Origin of the sequence: Amycolatopsis sp. NPDC059657, from assembly GCF_042734395.1 — a bacterium.
GTDB lineage: Bacteria > Actinomycetota > Actinomycetes > Mycobacteriales > Pseudonocardiaceae > Amycolatopsis.
Window position 1 is genome coordinate 33,730 of sequence record NZ_JBHWEB010000056.1, and the last position, 16,228, is coordinate 49,957.

Genomic DNA, 16,228 nt, shown 5'->3' on the forward strand with positions numbered 1-16,228 from the left:
CCCACCTTCTTCGTCGACGTGCTGGTGGATTGTGGTCTTGTGTGTTTGGGCGGGTATAACCGCGCAATACCACTCACGACACTTGACACGGCGCCCTTCGGTAAGAATATTGAACCGGTAATGGAACTGAACCGGTTGGAGGGTGCATGCTGTCGAGTGCGCGGAAGGTCGCCGTCCTCGCGCGGACGCTGGCCGACGAGACCGAGCAGGGCAGGCAGCTGGCACCCGCGCTGGTCGAGGAGCTGAAGGCGCACGACCTGCTGCGTCTCGGCTTGACGGCCGATCTCGGCGGCGCCGAGCCGACCACCGCCGAAGTGCTGGAAATGGCCGAAACCATTTCCAGGTCAACCCGGCGACGTTCGAGCTGACCGGGCGGCTGCTGCTCGGCCTGCCCGCCGAAACGGGCCAGCTGTGAGCGAGCAGGACTTCCGGCATCGGCTCACCGCCGACTCCGTCGGCCGCGCGCTCGAACTCGTCGGCGAGCGGTGGACGCTGCTCATCCTGCGCGAGACGTTCTTCGGCGTGCGGCGCTACGGCCAGCTCGCGCGCAACCTCGGCATCCCGAGGCCGACCCTCTCCGCCCGGCTCAAGCGGCTGGTCGAGGCCGGATTACTGGAGAAGGTCGCCTACGAGGAGGACAAGCACGAGTACCGGCTCACCGACTCGGGCAAGGGCCTGTTCCCCGCGGTGATCGCGTTGATGACCTGGGGCGACACGTACCTGCCGTCACCCGAGGGGCCGCCGATCCTGCTGCGGCACAACGACTGTGGCGAGCACGCGGACCCGTTCCTGGCCTGCGGTCATTGCGGCGGAGAGATCACCACGAACGCCGTGACGCCCGAGCCGGGACCGGGTTTCGTCAGCCGGTGAAGGTGAGTGCGATCGCGGAGTCCGGCTCGTTCACGCGGAACGTGAAGCTCTCTTCAAGATAGAGCGTGACCGTCTCGGCGTCATGGTGGCTGTACCCGACCGAAAGGTCTTGGCCGAGTTCGAGCACGAAGTCACCGCCGCCGAGGCTCATCACGACCGCGCCGTCGAGGCCGGGTGTCCGCACGACCTTGCCGTTGCCGAGTACGCGGCGCACGTGGTCGAAGACGAGCCGGCCGCCGTGTTCGGTGCTTTCGACGATCTTCGTGTAGCCGGCCGGGCCGATGGCCAAGGCGTACGGGCCGCTGATTCCCGCCTGGCGCACCGTGTCGACCGCCTTGGCGACCACGCCGGGGTAATCGGCGGCGTCCGCGCCGAGTGCGGTGCTCTCATACGGGCTGGCTTCGGCGATCCCGGTCATGCCCGCGTCGGCCCAGCCGTGGAACACCGCCCGGTTTTCGATCAGCGCGATCTGACGGGCGGCGCGGTCGAGGTCGTCGAACTCGAGATTGCTGGCTCCGCGTTCGGCGTTTTCCAGCTCGGCGCGGGACACCGTGAACGGGACGCGGACCTCGGCCAGCGGCAGCACCTGGCGCTGACGGGACGTCACGCCCTTTTCCGGTGACTCCAGCGGCGACGACGCGAGCGCGTGCACCCGGCCGAGATCGGTGGCCGAATGGTCCCAGCCATGCGGGCCCGCCACATCCACGACCTTACGAGCGGCCAGATGGGTCTGCAGCCGTTCGCGGGCCTCGTCGTCGATCTCCTTCCAGCCGGTGGCGGTGATCGGTGCGACGTCACGTAGCAGGTGGTTCATCTCAGTCCCGTCCTTTCAGGCCGCCGATGCCGAGCGAACCGTCAGCCGGTGCGGCGTTGCTGATCTCTTCTTCGATTTCTTGGACGTACTTGTCCGGGTCGAGGTCCTTGACCTCCAGGTCGCGGCCGCCTTCGTGCCGTTTCTTGAACTCCAGGAACTTCCGCCCCAGCTCATCGCGCAGCCCGGCGCCCGCGTGCCGCCGGAAGTCGGCGAGCCCGTCGTCCTCTTCCTCGGCCATGTGCTCACTGTTGGCCTCGCGTGCCTTGCGCACCGCTTCGAGCCATCCCTGGCTGCCGGGCGGGTGTTGCGCGGCTTCCTGGACGGCGTCCCTGATGTCGTTGTGGTCGCCGATCGCGTCCAGCGTCTCGTCCTCGGCGTCGTCGCCGCGGCGGAGCAGGTGGGGATAGAAGATCTCCTCCTCGGCGGCGGCGTGCACGTCGAGCAGGTCGGCCAGCGGCTGCCACACCTTCGCGAGTTCGTCGGGCTCGGTCAGGTCGTCGAGCCTGGCGAACTGACGGCGGAACCAGTCGTGGTCGTCCAAGATCAGGCTGGTGATGTCGGGCATGCAGATCGTTTACCCCGACGCGGCCGTCCGGAAACGCCGCAGCCCGTCCGGGTGACCCAGGGAACTCGTCGCGGGCCCGCGACGACTATCACCCCGTCCGAGATACCTGTGTTCGAGGAGCGACCACCATGGCTTTGCGGCATATCGCGACGTTCTGCGGCGAATGCGACTGCGGCTGTCCCGAGCTCTACCTCGCCGAGGAAGCGCCGCCGGAGCGCCGTGTCGTCATCACCGACGACTTCGGCCAGAAGATCGAAATGAGCCTCGACCAGCTGAAAGTGCTGGTCGGCGACATCAAGGCCGGTGTGCTCGAAAGCGTGCTCGCCTCGGCATGAGCCCAGGGGTCGTGAGTGGTATTGCCGGTTCTAACCGGCGGTACCACTCACGACCCGTTTAGAGCGGGGGCCGAACGGGCATCGCCTGGGAATGGACGAAACCGAGCGTAAGACCGAACCGGACACCCGCGAAAAGACCAGCCAGGCAGAGAAAGAGGAGATCCGCGGCGAGCAGGGCACCGCGCACGGCGACAAGCACGACGACACCGATCCCCAGTCCGGCTGACGGGCGGACGCCGTGGACGAGCGGAAAATACTGGAGACGCTGACCAGAGTGGTCACCGCGGTGAACGCGACCGGTGTCCGGTTCGCGGTGGCGGGCGGCTGCGCCGTCTACGCGCGTGGCGGGCCCGCGTCGGATCATGATGTCGACTTGTTCCTCAAGAAGGAGGACCTGTCCGTGGTTTCGGACGCGCTGGTCGCGGCCGGGATGCGGGCGGTCGAGCCGCCGGAGGACTGGCTGTCCAAAGTGTACGACGGCGATCGGCTGGTCGACCTGATCTTCCAGCCCAACTATCGGCCGGTGACCGACGAGATGCTCGACCGCGCCTCGCTGATGCGGATCGGGCCGACCGCCGCGCCGGTGCTCGCGGGCACCGATCTGCTGGTCGACAAGGTGCTCGTGCTCGGGCCGCATCGCTGTGACTTCACACCGCTGCTGCGGATCGCCAGGGACCTGCGTGAGCAGGTGGACTGGCGCCGCGTCGCCGAGGAAACCGCCGAATCCCCTTATGCCGCTTCGTTCCTGAGCCTGCTCGAAGCACTCGCGGTCATCGAACCGAGGGAGAAACCCATGCCGGAGACACCGCAGTACCTGGTGGCGCAGCTGACCAAGGCGATCGCCGAGGACCCGAGAACGGCCGAACTGGGCGTGCACGTCGCCGTGCGTGGCGAGCACGTGCACCTCAGCGGCGAGGTCGCCTGCGAGAACCGGCGTGCCGAGCTCGACGCGGTCGTGCGCGAGTACGTGACCACCCAGCTGGTGCACAACGACGTCCGGGTCGCCGATGTCCGCGAGCCGTCGCATCACGAGGATCTCCGATGATCCGGATCGCGGCGGTCGGCGACGTCCATCTCGGCGAGGACGCGCGCGGCATGTACCGGCCCGCGCTCGACAACCTGGCCGAGCACGCCGACGTGCTGCTGCTCGCCGGTGACCTCACACGGCACGGCAGTCTCGACGAATGCCGGGTGGTCGCGGACGAGTTCGCGGGCCTGCCGGTGCCGGTCGTCGCCGTACTGGGCAACCACGACTATCACAGCGACGCCGAGGCCCCGATCACCGAACTGCTGGAGGATGTGGGGATCACCGTGCTCGAAGGCACGGCGACGACGCTGGAGATCAACGGCAGCACGCTGGGCGTGGCCGGGGTGAAGGGTTTCGGCGGGGGCTTCGCGGGCAAGTGCGGGAGCCGGTTCGGTGAGCGCGAGATGAAGGCTTTCGTCGATCACACCATTGAAGCCGCGGGCAGGTTCCGTGAAGCCTTACTAAGCCTCGACACGGACTTCACCGTGGCGCTCACGCACTACGCGCCCGTCAACGGCACGCTCCACGGCGAGCCGCCGGAGATCTACCCGTTCCTCGGCTCGTACCTGCTCTGCGAGCCGATCGACGAAAAGGGTGCCGACCTGGCGATTCACGGGCACGCGCACTACGGCTGCGAGCAGGGCGTGACCCCGGGCGGGATCCGGGTGCGTAACGTCGCCCAGCCGGTGATCAGGGCGGCCTACGCGACCTACGTCCTCGCCCCCGAGGTGGTCACCGCGTAATGTACTGATAAGTACAGAGCGGGAGGCCTTGTGCTCACCAAGAAAGGCGCCGCGACCCGGCAGCGCATCATCGACGCGGCAGGCGCCGAGATCCGCGAGCACGGCGTGGCCGCGGCGACCCTCGACGACATCTGCCGTCGCAGCGGCACCGGCAAAAGCCAGCTGTTCCACTACTTTCCCGAGGGCAAGGAGCAGCTGCTGCTCGCTGTCGCGCAGTGGGAAGCCGACCGGGTGCTCGACGACCAGCAGCCCTTTCTCGGGCAGCTCACCTCCTGGGAGGCCTGGGATCAGTGGCGTGACGCCGTGATCGACCGGTATCGGCGACAGGGCGTGCACTGCCCGCTGGGTGTGCTGATCACCGAGATCGGCAGGCACACACCCGCCGCGCAGGCCGTCACCCGGCAACTGCTCGAGCAATGGCAGCGGCAGCTGGAAACCGGCATCGCCCGGATGCGGGCGGACGGCCGGATCCGGGACGTGGATCCGGTCCGCGCGGCGAGCGCGTTGCTCGCGGCGATCCAGGGCGGCGTGACGATCCTGATGTCGACCGGGTCGTCCGCGCACCTCGAAGCCGCGCTGGATCTCTACCTGGACTACTTGCGCGACACCCAGTTGCGCACCGCCGGGTGATAGCCCTCCGGCTTGTCGCCGACCTTCGTGCCCGTGTTGACCAGCCAGGACTGGTACTCCGGCGTGAACATCACGTATGGCTTGCCGGGCGGGACGGCGCTGGCTTCGTCAAGCTCGGTTCGCAGTTCGGCGGGTAGTTCGAAGTCGAGTGCGGCCAGCGACGAATCGAGCTGCCCGGCACTGCTCGCGCCCACGATGGCCGACGCGATCCCCGGCTGCGTGGCGACCCAGTTGAGCGCCACCTGGGCCATGCTCACGTCCAGCTTGCCCGCCACTGACTCCAGCGTCGTCAGCAAAGCCCACTGCTTGTCCGTCCACTCGAGACCGACGCCGCCGGGGCCGTTGAGCCGCCCCTCACCGGCGAGTCCTTCGTCGGAGGCGCGGTATTTGCCGGTGAGGAAACCGCCCGCGAGCGGGCTCCACGCGGTGATGCCGAGGCCGAGCGCCTGCCCGGCGGGGACGTGCTCGGTCTCGATGGTCCGCTCGGCGAGCGAGTAGGGGAGTTGCAGGCTGACCATCGGCTCCAGTCCGCGTGTGTCGGCCAGCGTCTGCGCGCGGGCCGCGTACCAGGCGGGCACGTCCGAGAGCCCGGCGTGGCGGATCTTGCCGGCGCTGACCAGGTCGTCGAAGGTGCGCAGTACCTCGTCGACCGGGGTGATCCGGTCCCAGGTGTGCAGCAGGTAGAGGTCGAGATAGTCGGTGCCGAGCCGGCGCAGCGACGCCTCGACGGCGCGGATGATGTGCTTGCGGCCGTTGCCGCCCGCGTTGGGATCGCCGGGGTCGACGCTGTTGGTGAACTTGCTGGTGAGCACCAGCCGGTCGCGTGATCCGGTCTCGGCGATGAGCTCGCCGAGTATCGTCTCGCTCTCCCCGGCGGTGTAGAAGTCGGCGGTGTCGACGAAATTGCCGCCCGCTTCCAGGTACCGCCGGAAGATTGGTCGGGCCTCGTCGAGGGTTTTCCCGTACGAGGCATGGAAACCGCTGGTGCCGAAGTTCATCGTGCCCAGTGCCAGACGGCTGACGCGGAGGCCGGAACGGCCGAGCAGGTAGTACTGATCGAGTGCCATGAGTCCAGCGTGGCGAGACAAAAATGGACCCGCAAGTACAGAACAGTCGGCCACGGTCGGGGTGACCGTGGCCGACCGGGAAATCAGCGGCAGCGATAGCTCGACCCGACAGCCGGGTCGCCCTGGCCGTTGTAGCGGGAGAACTTCGGGTAGGGGCAGAGGTTCCGGGTCGTCGTGGCGGTGGCCGCCGCGAGGGTGGCCGGCGCCTTGCCGTGCTCGACCCAGTCGGCCAGCGCGCCCAGCGGGTTCACCGGCTGCGGCCCCGCGCCGCCCGCGCAGTGCTCGACGCCGGGTGCGAGGAACAGACGGTAGAAGTCGTTGACCTGGCCCATCCGCCGTTCGACCTGGTCACGGTAGGCGAGGGTGCCGCCGGGTGGGATGAGCTGGTCCGAGGTGCCGACGAAGGACAGCAGCTTGCCGCCGGACCAGCGGAACGCCGACAGATCCGGGTCCGAGGTGCCGATGACGTCGTCGAACTCACGCACCGACTGGCGGAAGAGGTCGCGGAACTGGGCGTACGTGAGCGTGGCGGTGTCGAAACCGGGCTGCTTCTTCAGGAAGCTCCGCACCCAGCCGACGGCCACCGCGAAGCCGGGCGCGGAGAGGGTGCCGTTCTCGTCGGCCTTCGTGCCCGCGAGCCAGCTGGGGTCGGCGCCCTTGGGGAGGCCGTCCCAGAGCTTGCGGCCGTTCTCGTCGGTCGGGCCGTTCCAGATCTTGCGCATGACGTCCGCGTCGGCGGCCGACACGGTGATTTCCTTGCCGTCACAGAGAATCCTGGTGCCGATGAGCGAGCGCGGGTCGTAACTGCACTCGTCAGGCCGGTCGACGATGCTGTTGACGACGCCGTCACGCGCGTCGCACGCCTTGATGGCGGCCTGCTTGAACGCGTCGAGCACGCAATTGGCGAGGAAGTGGTGATCGTTGTTCATGACCGTCTGCGGCCACAGGGTCGCGACGGCGAACTGCGACCAGTTCACGGCCGGCGCGTTGGCGAGGATGCCGTCGAAGTCGTGCGGGTAGTTCTGGGCCTCGGAATAGCCTTGCCGGCCGCCGGTCGAGCAACCGTTCCAGTAGGAGTACGAAACCGCGCGGTGGAAGTACTGGCGCACGACGTCCTTGCCGATCACGGCCGACTCGTGCACCGAGCGGGTGGCGAAATTGGTCACCAGCGGTTTGTTCAGCGTCCTGTCGGGGCTCAACGCCCAGCTGGTGTCGAGAAAGGTCAACGGCACGCCCGCGTCGGTCGTGACGCCCGTGTAGCCGTCCTTGACCGCTTGGACCAGCGGCGCGCCGAAGTCGCCCGCCGTGTAGGCGCTGCCGCCCGCCGCCTGCAGGCGGCCTGACCAGCCGGTTTCGGGGAGCGTGACCGCGACCTTGACGTGGTCGTTCGCGCCCGGGTGGGTCAGCGTCACGGTGACTTCGCAATACGCCGGGACGTTGGTGATCTCCTGTGCGGGGCCGAGCGGGGTGGCAGGGAAGGTGACCGTCCCGCCTTCGTGGCGCTGGGCGGCTACCGACTCGATTTTCGCGCCTGGCGGGGAGTTGACGGTCATCGCGGCGCAGGTGGGCGCGGTCGTGACGGCGGTCGCCACCGGGGTCAGCTGGGTCATGGCGAGTGGGATCAGCGCGGCGATCCCCAGGAATCTTTTGACGCGTTTCATGGGTAATAACCTGTCAGAGCGGTTACGAGTTGCGCAAGTTATTCGTCACCTGTCAGAATGGTGACATGCACCACGCTTTTCCCTGCGGCAACGTCGCGCTGGACTTCGTCGGCACGCTCAAGGCCCGCCGCAACGCTGAGCCCCGCGAGACGCTGAATCTGCCGCACGACCTCGACACCTGGCTCGTCGAAGCCGGGGTCGCCGCCGCCGAGCCGGGCAGTGACCAGGCCGATCTCACCGCGGCCGTGGCGCTGCGCGAGTCGATTTACGACCTTGTGCGCGCGCGGATCGTGGGGGAGGCCCACGACCCCGATTCGGTCACCGTGCTCAACCGGATGGCGGCCCGCCCGCCGGTGGTTCCCCAGCTCACGCCGGACGGGCTCGTGCTGGAGGCGACGCCGGCGCAGGCATTGTCGTCCGTCGCCCGCGTCGCCGTCGAAATCCTCGGCGGCCCGGACGCTGACCTGCTCAAGGAATGCGGCCGCCCGGAGTGCACGCAGGTCTACGTCGACACCTCCCGAGGCCTTCGCCGCGAGTGGTGCGCGATGGCCACCTGTGGCAACAAGATGAAGGCACTGGCACACCGGGCACGCCAGCGCGGCAATCCGCCGCTGAGCCCGTCGCGGCTCAGCCGAACGTGAACGCGTAGGCCTGCACGCCCGCGCTGACCGTCATCGTCAGCACGCCATGCCCGGAATGACCGGTGAGCAGCGTGTACAGCTTGGGAGCGCCGGAAACGGCGATCGTGGTCCCGTTGTCCAGTGTCACGGTGCCAGACCCGCCGAGTACCCAGTGGACGGACATGGCGTGGAAGTCCAGCCGCAGCCGGGCATCTGGTCCCGCGGTGAGGTATTCCTTCTCGGACGTCCAGGTGCCCGCCAGCGAGAAGGTGTCGGGGGAGACCTCGGCGGGGAAGCTGTAGCCGCGGGTCTGCCCGGCGGTGCCCCCGGCGTGTTCGGTGCCGAGATAGGTCTCCGGTGTCAGCGAAGTCGTCGGAGTCGTGTCGGGCACGTCCGTGGGCTTGGGGAGTGAGTGGGCGCCCGCGTCGCCGAGCGCTTGGCGGAGCTGCTGTTCGAACTCGGCGTAGTGACCCTCGCCGAAGATCGAACGCCTGATCTGCCCGGTGCCGTCGACCAGGTAGGCGGCGGGCCAGTAGTTGTTGCTGTAGGCGTTCCAGGTGGCGTAGTCGTTGTCGATGGCGACGGGATAGGTGACGCCGAGCGCCTTGGCCTGGTCGGCCACGTTCCCGGGATCGTGCTCGAACGCGAACTCGGGCGTGTGCACGCCGACCACGACGAGCCCGCTGCCGCGGTAGGTGTCGTACCACTGCTTCAGGTGCGGGAGCGCGCGCTGGCAGTTGATGCAGCTGTAGGTCCAAAAGCTGACCACGACCACCTTGCCGCGCAGTTCCGGCAGCGACAACGGCTTGTCGGTGTTGAGCCACTGGGTGACACCGGTGAAGTCCGGCGCGTGCGTGAGCTGGTCGAGCTGTTTCTCGCCGAGCGCCTGCTGGGTCGTGGCCGTGTAGTCGGGCACGATGCGCTGCAAGGGTGCGGCGAGGTCGAACGCGGTGACGGCGGCGACCACGACCAAAGCGGCACCGGTGATGACACGCACCCGTCGCGCGTGCTTGCGCAGGAAGCTCGCGCGCCGCGCCAGCGCGCCGCCCGACGCCGCGAGCACGAGCAACGGAATGCCGGTGCCGACGCCGAAAGCGGCGGTCAGCAGCAGGGCGTCGAACCCGATCTGATGCGTCGACCCGACCACGGCGATGGTCGCGAGCACCGGCCCGGCGCACGGCACGTACACCAGGCCGAGCGCGAGCCCGGCGGCGAAGCCGTTGCCGCCGGGTTCGGCCGCGCGGCCGCGCAGTCGCGCGAACGGCCGTTCCAGCAGCTGGCCGGCCCGCGGGACGATCAGCCCGATCCCGAGCAGCACGAGCGCGGCGATCCCCGCGTCCCGCAGCAGTTCGCCGGGTAGGTGCAGCGCCTCGAGCACGAGTGAGCCGAACAACGTGGTCAGGCTGAAGCTCGTCACCAGGCCGCCGACCACACCCCACGGCCGGCGCGCGCCCGCGGTCAGCACGACCGGCAGAACCGGCAGCACGCAGGGGGAGAGGCTGGTGACGATCCCGGCGAGCACGCCGACGAGAAGCAAGGTGGACATGCCCAAGATAGTAACCATCTTGAGTGGTTACGAATGCTTACGTAAGAATTACGTCACAACTCGCAGCACCTGTGACAGCACGATCAGCGCGCAGATGACCAGGTTCTTGATCTTGTGCTCGACGAGCACGGCCACGAACTCGCGGATGGTCGCGCTCGGCCAGAAGTACCAGGCGGTCGGCGACCCGATCACCTGTCCGTTCACCTTGGCCCGCCGCGCGATGAGCGCGGCGCGCAGCACGTGGAAGTTGTTGGTCACCACGGCACAGCGGTAGTCCTTCTTGTGTTCCCGCATGATCTCCGCGCTGAACGTGAGATTCTCGAACGTCGTCCGCGACCGGTCCTCCAGCAGAATCCGCTCCCGCGGCAGTCCGGCTGTCACCAGGTAGTCGGCCATGGCGCGCGCCTCAGGCAACTCCTCATCGGGCCCTTGCCCGCCCGAGGTGACGATCAGCGGCTCCCGGTTCCGGCGGTGCTCCTTGGCGAGCACGCTGAGCCCGCGATTCAACCGGCTCGTCAGCAGCGGCGGCACCGTCCGCCCGCCGAGCAGCCCCGACCCCAGGATGACGACGAAGTCCACGCCCTTCTCGCTGTGGATGCGCCCGTAGACGATCGAGTACAGGAGGAAGCAGACGAAGATGAACGACACGTAGGCGAGAATCCCGTTGACGCTTCCGCGCAGCGCGTCGAGCGGCACCCAGCCGATCTGCGAGACCGTCGCGTTGAACACGATCAGCGCGACGATCCCGACGCCCGCCAGCAGCGACAGCACATTCGCGGGCCTGCGCCCCTCGCGGCGGAGCATGGTGATCCCGTTGCAGATCAGGAAGACCGCGAGCGCGAGCACGGCCACGACGAAGAGCACCACGGCGGCGAGTACGAGCCAGGCGGCCGCGTCGGGGGAGACCGCGGCGAGGAGCGCGAGCAGCGTGATCCCGATGAAGAACAACGCGAAGAAGAGGTAGAAGCCGTTGCGGAGCCTGCGGCGGTCATGGAGGAAGCTCACCAGGAAGGCCACCGTGCACAGCGCCGCGATGATGAACGGGAAAACGGCGCCCTTCACGGGACCTCCAGTCTCTGGTTCGGTCACGATCACGCTAGACCGCGGCGCCCCGCCTCACTTTCGGGTGACCGGTCGTGAGTGGTATGACCGGTTAGAACCGGCCGTACCACTCACGACCCTGCCTACTCGGTGTCCGCGTGAATGGCGGTCAGGATCGGCGTCTGGGCCGCTTTGCGGGCGGGCCACAGCGAGGCCAGGATTCCGATCGCCACGGTGACCAGCACGAAGATACCCAGGCGTTCCCACGGCAGCACCAGCGTCAGCTTGTCCTGGCTCAGTACCGCCACCGCGCCGAGCGCGCAGCCCGCCACCAGCCCGACGAGCGCGCCCAGCATGGCGATGATCACCGACTCCAGGCGGAGTACCGAGCCGACCTGTTTGCGGCCGAGGCCGACCGCGCGCAGCAGGCCGATTTCGCGCACTCGCTCCAAAGTGGACATCGTCATGGTGTTCACCACGCCGAGCGCTCCGATGAGCACCGAGACGCTCAGCAAGGCGTAGAGGATGTTCAGGAAGACCGCCGCCTTCGAGCCAGCCGCTTCGGCGACCTCGGCTTTCGTCTGGACCACCAGGGTCGGGTTGGCGAGCGCGTGCTGGATCGCCTTGCTGACCGACGGCGGGTCCTGGCCCGCTTTCACCAGGATCTTCTGGGGCGACGCGTCCTTCGGCGCGGCGATCAGGGCCTGCTCACCCGACTCCGGGACCTCGTAGATGGCCACGATCGGCAGTGACGCCGGCGAGTCGCCGGAGGACGCTTTGAACGTGCCCGAGACCTCCGAGCCGATGGTCCAGCCGTGCTTGGCCGCCACCTGCTCCGAGACCGCGAGCCCGCTGGCCAGCTGGTCGAGTGAGCCCTGCTTGACCGTGAGCGGGAGGAAGTCCTTGACATTCTTGGGATCCACGCCGGTCGGGTTCAGGTAGCCGTCGGTGTCCAGCTGGATGGCGACCGGCGCCAGCGGGGTGACCGCCTGCACGCCGGGCACCTTGGCGATGGCCGCGACGGTGCTCGCGCTGAGGTCCGCCCAGTCGATCGTGGTGACCTCGATGTCGGCCTTGTCGACGGTCGCCGACTTCTTCGCGTCCGCCGCGGCGACCGAGGCGATGGGCACGGTGACCGCGGCGCACACGGACAGGCCGATCATCAGCGTCGCCGCGGTGGCGGCCGTCCGGCGCGGGTTGCGGCGGGTGTTCTCGACGGCCAGTGTGCCGCGCATCCCGCTCAGCCGGGTCAGCGGGCCGCGCAGGATCTTGGTCAGGCCCAGGCTGAACCACGGCGTCAGGATGATCAGGCCGAGCATGGTCACCGGCGCGCCCAGGTAGATCAGGTCCTCGGTCTGGATACCGGCCGCGGTGACGGCGGCGCCCAGCAGCGTGACGACGAGGCCGATGATGTTCCTGCGGCGCAACGACTTCGCGGTCGGCGCGATACCGGTGCGCAGTGCCGCGATCGGCGGAATGGCGGCCGCGCGCCGCGCGGGGAGGTAGGCGGCGATCGTGGTCACGCCGATGCCGACCCCGACGGCGGCGCACACCGCGCCGACGCTGAACACCTGCAGCGGCACGCTCGGTCCGTTGACCACCGCGAACCCGCGGTTGAGCAGGAAGGCCGCGCCGATGCCGAGCAGGTACCCGAGCACGGTGGCGATCAGGCCGAGCACGGTCGCTTCGGCGAGAACCGTGCGCAGCACGTACTTCCGTGACGCGCCGACCGCGCGCAGGAGCGCGTTCTCGCGGGCGCGGGCCGCGGCGAGCATGGTGAACGTGTTCGCGACCAGGAAGACCGCGACGAACAGGGCCACGGCCGCGAAGATCAGCAGGATCTCGGTGATCTTGTTGTCGCTGTGCGAGGTGTTGAGCTGGGCGCCCGTCTTGACGTCGAACGTCTTCGGCAGCATGGCGGTGACGCCGGTCGCGAGCGTGTTCTGGCTGACGCCGGGCGCGGCCACCAGGTCGATCGCCGAGTAGCTGCCTGGCACGTGCGCGAACTGCTCGACGGCGGTCTTCAGGTCGAACGCGACGAGTGTGCCGCCCGCGGCCAGCCGCGCGTCGTCGCCGGCGAACACGCCCACGAGCTTCACCTGGCGCACCACGCCTTTGACGATCACGCTCACCGTGTCGCCGACCTGAAAACCGGCCTTCTTCGCGGCGAGTTCGTCGATGGCGACCTCGCCGGGGCCGCTCGGCGCCTTCCCGGCGCGCAGCGGGAAACGGGCGGGGTCGTAGCTGACGCCGACCGCGCGGTCGGGCAGCCCGACCAGTGCGCCGTCCTTGCCGACAAGGAAAGCGCGGCCGTCGGCGATCGGCCGGACCTGGGCGACCCCTTGCACGCCTTGGAGTTGCTGGAGTACGTCGTCGCCCATCGGCGTGCTGTAGCGGTCCGGGGTCACCTCCACCGCGACGTCGGCCTGCGCGCGGGCCTGTGCGCGTTCGATCGAGGTCTTGACCGCGTCACCGTAGAGCAATGAGCCCACCACGAACGCGACCCCGAGCACCACACCGAGCGTGGGCAGCAGATACCTGGCCTTGTGCGCCAGTATCGAGCGGAACGCCAGCCGGAACATCAGCCCACCGCCTGCGTGTCGAACTGGCGCATGCGGTCCAGCACCCGGCCGGGCGTCGGCTGGGTCATCTCGTCGACCAGGCGGCCGTCGGCGAGGAACAGGACGCGGTCGGCGTAGCCCGCGGCGATCGGGTCATGCGTGACCATCAGCACCGTCTGCCGCCACTGCCGCGCGCAGCGCTGCAGCAGCGAGAGGATCTGCGCGCCGGACCGGGAATCCAGGTTTCCGGTCGGCTCGTCGGCGACCACGATCTCCGGGCGCGTGATCAGTGCCCGCGCGCACGCGACACGCTGCTGCTGGCCGCCCGAAAGCTGGGCGGGCCGGTGGTCGAGCCGGTCCTTGAGACCCATCGCTTCGATGACCTGGTCGGTCCACGCCCGGTCGGGTTTCTTGCCGGACAACGACAACGGCAGCGTGATGTTCTCCCAGGCGCTCAACGTGGGCAGCAGGTTGAACGACTGGAAGACGAACCCGATCTTCTCGCGGCGGACCTGGGTCAGCTGCTCGTCGTTCAGCGAGCCGAGGTCGACGCCCGCGATACGGGCCTTGCCCGAAGTGGGTGTGTCCAGCCCGGCGAGGCAGTGCATGAAGGTCGACTTGCCGGAGCCGGACGGGCCCATGATCGCGGCGAATTCGCCGCGGCGGAAGCGGACCGACACCTCGGACAGCGCGACCACGGCGGCACCGTCGGTGCCATAGACCTTGCCGAGTTGCTCCACTTCGGCGACAGCTTGTTCGTTCATGGCGCCCATGCTTCGCGATCCGCCGAGGATCCGGCTCAACCAAACTGACGAGTGAACCCGATCGTGCTCCGCCGAACGAATGAGGACTGTCCTCAGAGAACTGTCCTAACGTGGCAGTCATGCTGGCGACATTCGGAAGGCTCACCTGGGTACAGCGCGGCGCGCTGGCTTTGGGGCTGCTCACAGCGGCCACGCTCGCGGTACTCGAAGGCGTCAGCGCGGAAACGCTGCCCACGGGCATCGGGCTGGCCATCTGCGGCCTGGTCCAGGTCGCCGTGCTGGCCATGCCCACACTGCGTCCGGTCGTGCTCGGGGAAGCCGCCTGCGTCTCGCTCGCGTTCACCCTGCTCTGCCAGGCGCTGCCGGACGGATTGGACAACACCTACGGCCTGGTGGAGACGATCGCGCTGGCCTGCCTGATGACGCGGGTGATCATCGAACTGCCACCCCGGCGCTCGGTGCTGCTCGTCCCGCTGCAGTTCATCGCGATCGTGACGCTGCCGACCCGGTGCTACACGATCCAGCGGCCCGAGCTGGAGGTCTTCGTCACCTTGACCTCCTTCGCCGCGATACTGGTGATCTTGCTCGGGCTGTACCTGCGCTTGCACGACCTGCGCCGTGCCGACGGCCACGAGATGGCCAAGCAGCTGCAGCGGCTCACCTACGCCCGCGACCTGCACGATTTCGTCGCCCATCACGTGACCGCGATCGTCGCGCAGGCACAGGCCGTCCGGTACACCACGGCGGCCGGGCAGCAGCCGACCCCGGAGGCACTCGACGCGATGCTGGCCGGCATCGAAAAGGCGGGTTCGCAGGCGCTGGCGTCGATGCGCGGGATGATCACGGTGCTGCGCGACGATCAGCCGATCCCCGTGCGCAAGCCGCTCGGCGCGGTGCTGTCCGAGGCGACCGGGCACTTCGTCGGCCCGCCGGTCACCACCGAGATCGACGAACTGCTCGCCGCGACCTATCTCGTCCCGCACGTGCTGGACGCCGTGCACCACGTGGTCCAGGAATCGCTGACGAACGTGCTGCGTCACGCCGAAGGCGCCAGCGGAGTCCAGGTCAGCGCGCGCACGCTGCCCGACGACAAGCTGGAGATCGTGGTGCGCAACGACGGTTCGGCCAAAGCCGGGTCGTCCGGTGGCGGGTTCGGCCTCGTCGGGCTGGGTGAGCGCGTCGAAGCGGCGGGCGGGACGCTGACCTCCGGGCCGACGGACGACGGCTGGCGCGTGGCCGCGACGCTGCCACTGACCTTGGCTCTGCCATCATGACGCGGATGAGCACCCGTGTGTTGATCGCCGACGACCAGGAGATGATGCGCTCGGCGTTCGGCATGATCCTGGATTCCCAGCCCGACATCGAGGTCGTCGCTTCGGTCGGCGACGGCCAGTCCGCCGTCGACGAGGCACGCAGGCTCCGGCCGGACGTCTGCCTGCTCGACATCCGGATGCCCAAGCTCGACGGCCTGGAGGCGACCCGGCTGCTGGCCGGACCGGGCGTGCTCAACCCGCTGAACGTCCTCATCGCGACCACGTTCGACCTCGACGAGTACGTCTACCGCGCGCTGCGCAACGGTGCCTGCGGTTTCCTGCTCAAGGACATGTCGCCCGCGCTCCTCGTGGAGGCCGTCCGCGCGGCGTCGGCGGGCGCGACGCTGATCTCCCCGACGGTGACCACCCGGCTGCTGGCCCATTTCGCGCTCGACCGCTCGGACAAGACTCCGGTCGCCGCGCCGAGCGAGCCGCTGACCGAACGGGAACTCGACGTGGTCCGCCAGGTGGCGCAGGGCCGGACGAACAGTGAGATCGCCGCGGATCTGTTCGTGAGCCAGGCGACGGTCAAAACGCACCTGGCGAACGTGCAGCGCAAACTGGCCGTGCGCAATCGCGTGGAGATCGCGGCTTGGGCCTGGCGCACCGGGCTGTGCGTCTGACGTGGTCGTGAGTGGTATGACCGGTTCTAACCGGCCATACCACTCACG

18 protein-coding genes are annotated in these 16,228 nt (G+C 68.6%); 10 read left to right on the top strand and 8 right to left on the bottom strand.

What is annotated here, in order from left to right; translation table 11 throughout:
- The first annotated feature begins 146 nt into the window (after positions 1–146).
- Complete coding sequence (locus ACFV15_RS27460) at positions 147–368, top strand: hypothetical protein (RefSeq protein ID WP_378353515.1); 222 nt, start codon at positions 147–149, stop codon at positions 366–368.
- Positions 369–411: 43 nt separating this feature from the next.
- On the top strand, positions 412–870 hold the full coding sequence (locus tag ACFV15_RS27465; RefSeq protein ID WP_378353517.1) for a winged helix-turn-helix transcriptional regulator: 459 nt from the start codon (positions 412–414) through the stop codon (positions 868–870).
- Here the strand turns inward: ACFV15_RS27465 and ACFV15_RS27470 are convergent.
- Both ACFV15_RS27470 and ACFV15_RS27475 read right to left on the bottom strand, forming a co-directional pair.
- A complete protein-coding gene (locus ACFV15_RS27470; protein ID WP_378353519.1) occupies positions 860–1,684 on the bottom strand; it encodes a family 1 encapsulin nanocompartment shell protein in 825 nt (274 codons plus the stop codon). The genes ACFV15_RS27465 and ACFV15_RS27470 overlap by 11 nt on opposite strands.
- 1 nt (position 1,685) lies before the next feature.
- Positions 1,686–2,249, bottom strand: coding sequence for a hemerythrin domain-containing protein (locus ACFV15_RS27475; RefSeq protein WP_378353520.1), 564 nt, complete (start codon positions 2,247–2,249; stop codon positions 1,686–1,688).
- A 128-nt stretch (positions 2,250–2,377) separates the two neighbouring features.
- Here ACFV15_RS27475 and ACFV15_RS27480 point away from each other — a divergent pair, with 128 nt between their 5' ends.
- The 5 genes from ACFV15_RS27480 (at position 2,378) to ACFV15_RS27500 (ending at position 4,984) form a co-directional block, all read left to right on the top strand.
- A complete protein-coding gene (locus ACFV15_RS27480; protein WP_378353522.1) occupies positions 2,378–2,584 on the top strand; it encodes a hypothetical protein in 207 nt (68 codons plus the stop codon).
- A 91-nt stretch (positions 2,585–2,675) separates the two neighbouring features.
- Positions 2,676–2,810, top strand: a complete 135-nt coding sequence (locus ACFV15_RS27485) for a hypothetical protein (protein WP_378353523.1) — start codon at positions 2,676–2,678, stop codon at positions 2,808–2,810.
- Between the two features lie 12 nt (positions 2,811–2,822).
- Positions 2,823–3,629, top strand: coding sequence for a hypothetical protein (locus tag ACFV15_RS27490; protein WP_378353524.1), 807 nt, complete (start codon positions 2,823–2,825; stop codon positions 3,627–3,629).
- The gene (locus ACFV15_RS27495; RefSeq protein WP_378353526.1) at positions 3,626–4,354 is read left to right on the top strand and encodes a metallophosphoesterase; all 729 of its coding nucleotides are present in this window, start codon (positions 3,626–3,628) and stop codon (positions 4,352–4,354) included. Before ACFV15_RS27490 ends, ACFV15_RS27495 begins: the two co-directional genes overlap by 4 nt.
- Positions 4,355–4,384: 30 nt before the next feature.
- Positions 4,385–4,984 carry a TetR/AcrR family transcriptional regulator gene (locus ACFV15_RS27500; protein ID WP_378353528.1) on the top strand — a complete coding sequence of 200 codons (600 nt, stop codon included), beginning with the start codon at positions 4,385–4,387 and terminating at the stop codon, positions 4,982–4,984.
- On the opposite strand, the gene ACFV15_RS27505 is transcribed toward ACFV15_RS27500, so the two are convergent.
- Together ACFV15_RS27505 and ACFV15_RS27510 are read right to left on the bottom strand one after the other, a co-directional pair.
- Positions 4,948–6,051 carry an aldo/keto reductase gene (locus ACFV15_RS27505; protein ID WP_378353529.1) on the bottom strand — a complete coding sequence of 368 codons (1,104 nt, stop codon included), beginning with the start codon at positions 6,049–6,051 and terminating at the stop codon, positions 4,948–4,950. The genes ACFV15_RS27500 and ACFV15_RS27505 overlap by 37 nt on opposite strands.
- A gap of 83 nt (positions 6,052–6,134) precedes the next feature.
- On the bottom strand, positions 6,135–7,712 hold the full coding sequence (locus tag ACFV15_RS27510) for a tannase/feruloyl esterase family alpha/beta hydrolase (protein WP_378353531.1): 1,578 nt from the start codon (positions 7,710–7,712) through the stop codon (positions 6,135–6,137).
- Positions 7,713–7,777: 65 nt separating this feature from the next.
- Between ACFV15_RS27510 and ACFV15_RS27515 the strand changes: the two genes are divergently transcribed.
- Positions 7,778–8,353 carry a CGNR zinc finger domain-containing protein gene (locus tag ACFV15_RS27515; protein WP_378353532.1) on the top strand — a complete coding sequence of 192 codons (576 nt, stop codon included), beginning with the start codon at positions 7,778–7,780 and terminating at the stop codon, positions 8,351–8,353.
- Here ACFV15_RS27515 and ACFV15_RS27520 read toward each other — a convergent pair.
- The 4 genes from ACFV15_RS27520 to ACFV15_RS27535 all read right to left on the bottom strand — a co-directional run bounded on the left by ACFV15_RS27520 (position 8,340) and on the right by ACFV15_RS27535 (position 14,244).
- Positions 8,340–9,878, bottom strand: coding sequence for a cytochrome c biogenesis protein DipZ (locus ACFV15_RS27520; protein WP_378353534.1), 1,539 nt, complete (start codon positions 9,876–9,878; stop codon positions 8,340–8,342). The two genes, ACFV15_RS27515 and ACFV15_RS27520, sit on opposite strands and share 14 nt — an antisense overlap.
- A 48-nt stretch (positions 9,879–9,926) precedes the next feature.
- Positions 9,927–10,940, bottom strand: coding sequence for a YdcF family protein (locus ACFV15_RS27525; RefSeq protein WP_378353536.1), 1,014 nt, complete (start codon positions 10,938–10,940; stop codon positions 9,927–9,929).
- A 122-nt stretch (positions 10,941–11,062) separates the two neighbouring features.
- Entirely contained in the window at positions 11,063–13,501 is a 2,439-nt protein-coding gene (locus ACFV15_RS27530; RefSeq protein WP_378353538.1) for an ABC transporter permease, read from the bottom strand.
- A complete protein-coding gene (locus ACFV15_RS27535; protein WP_378353540.1) occupies positions 13,501–14,244 on the bottom strand; it encodes an ABC transporter ATP-binding protein in 744 nt (247 codons plus the stop codon). Before ACFV15_RS27535 ends, ACFV15_RS27530 begins: the two co-directional genes overlap by 1 nt.
- 119 nt (positions 14,245–14,363) lie before the next feature.
- Between ACFV15_RS27535 and ACFV15_RS27540 the strand changes: the two genes are divergently transcribed.
- Together ACFV15_RS27540 and ACFV15_RS27545 are read left to right on the top strand one after the other, a co-directional pair.
- Entirely contained in the window at positions 14,364–15,518 is a 1,155-nt protein-coding gene (locus ACFV15_RS27540; protein ID WP_378353541.1) for a sensor histidine kinase, read from the top strand.
- Positions 15,519–15,523: 5 nt separating this feature from the next.
- Positions 15,524–16,180 carry a response regulator gene (locus ACFV15_RS27545; RefSeq protein WP_378353543.1) on the top strand — a complete coding sequence of 219 codons (657 nt, stop codon included), beginning with the start codon at positions 15,524–15,526 and terminating at the stop codon, positions 16,178–16,180.
- Positions 16,181–16,228: the final 48 nt, after the last annotated feature.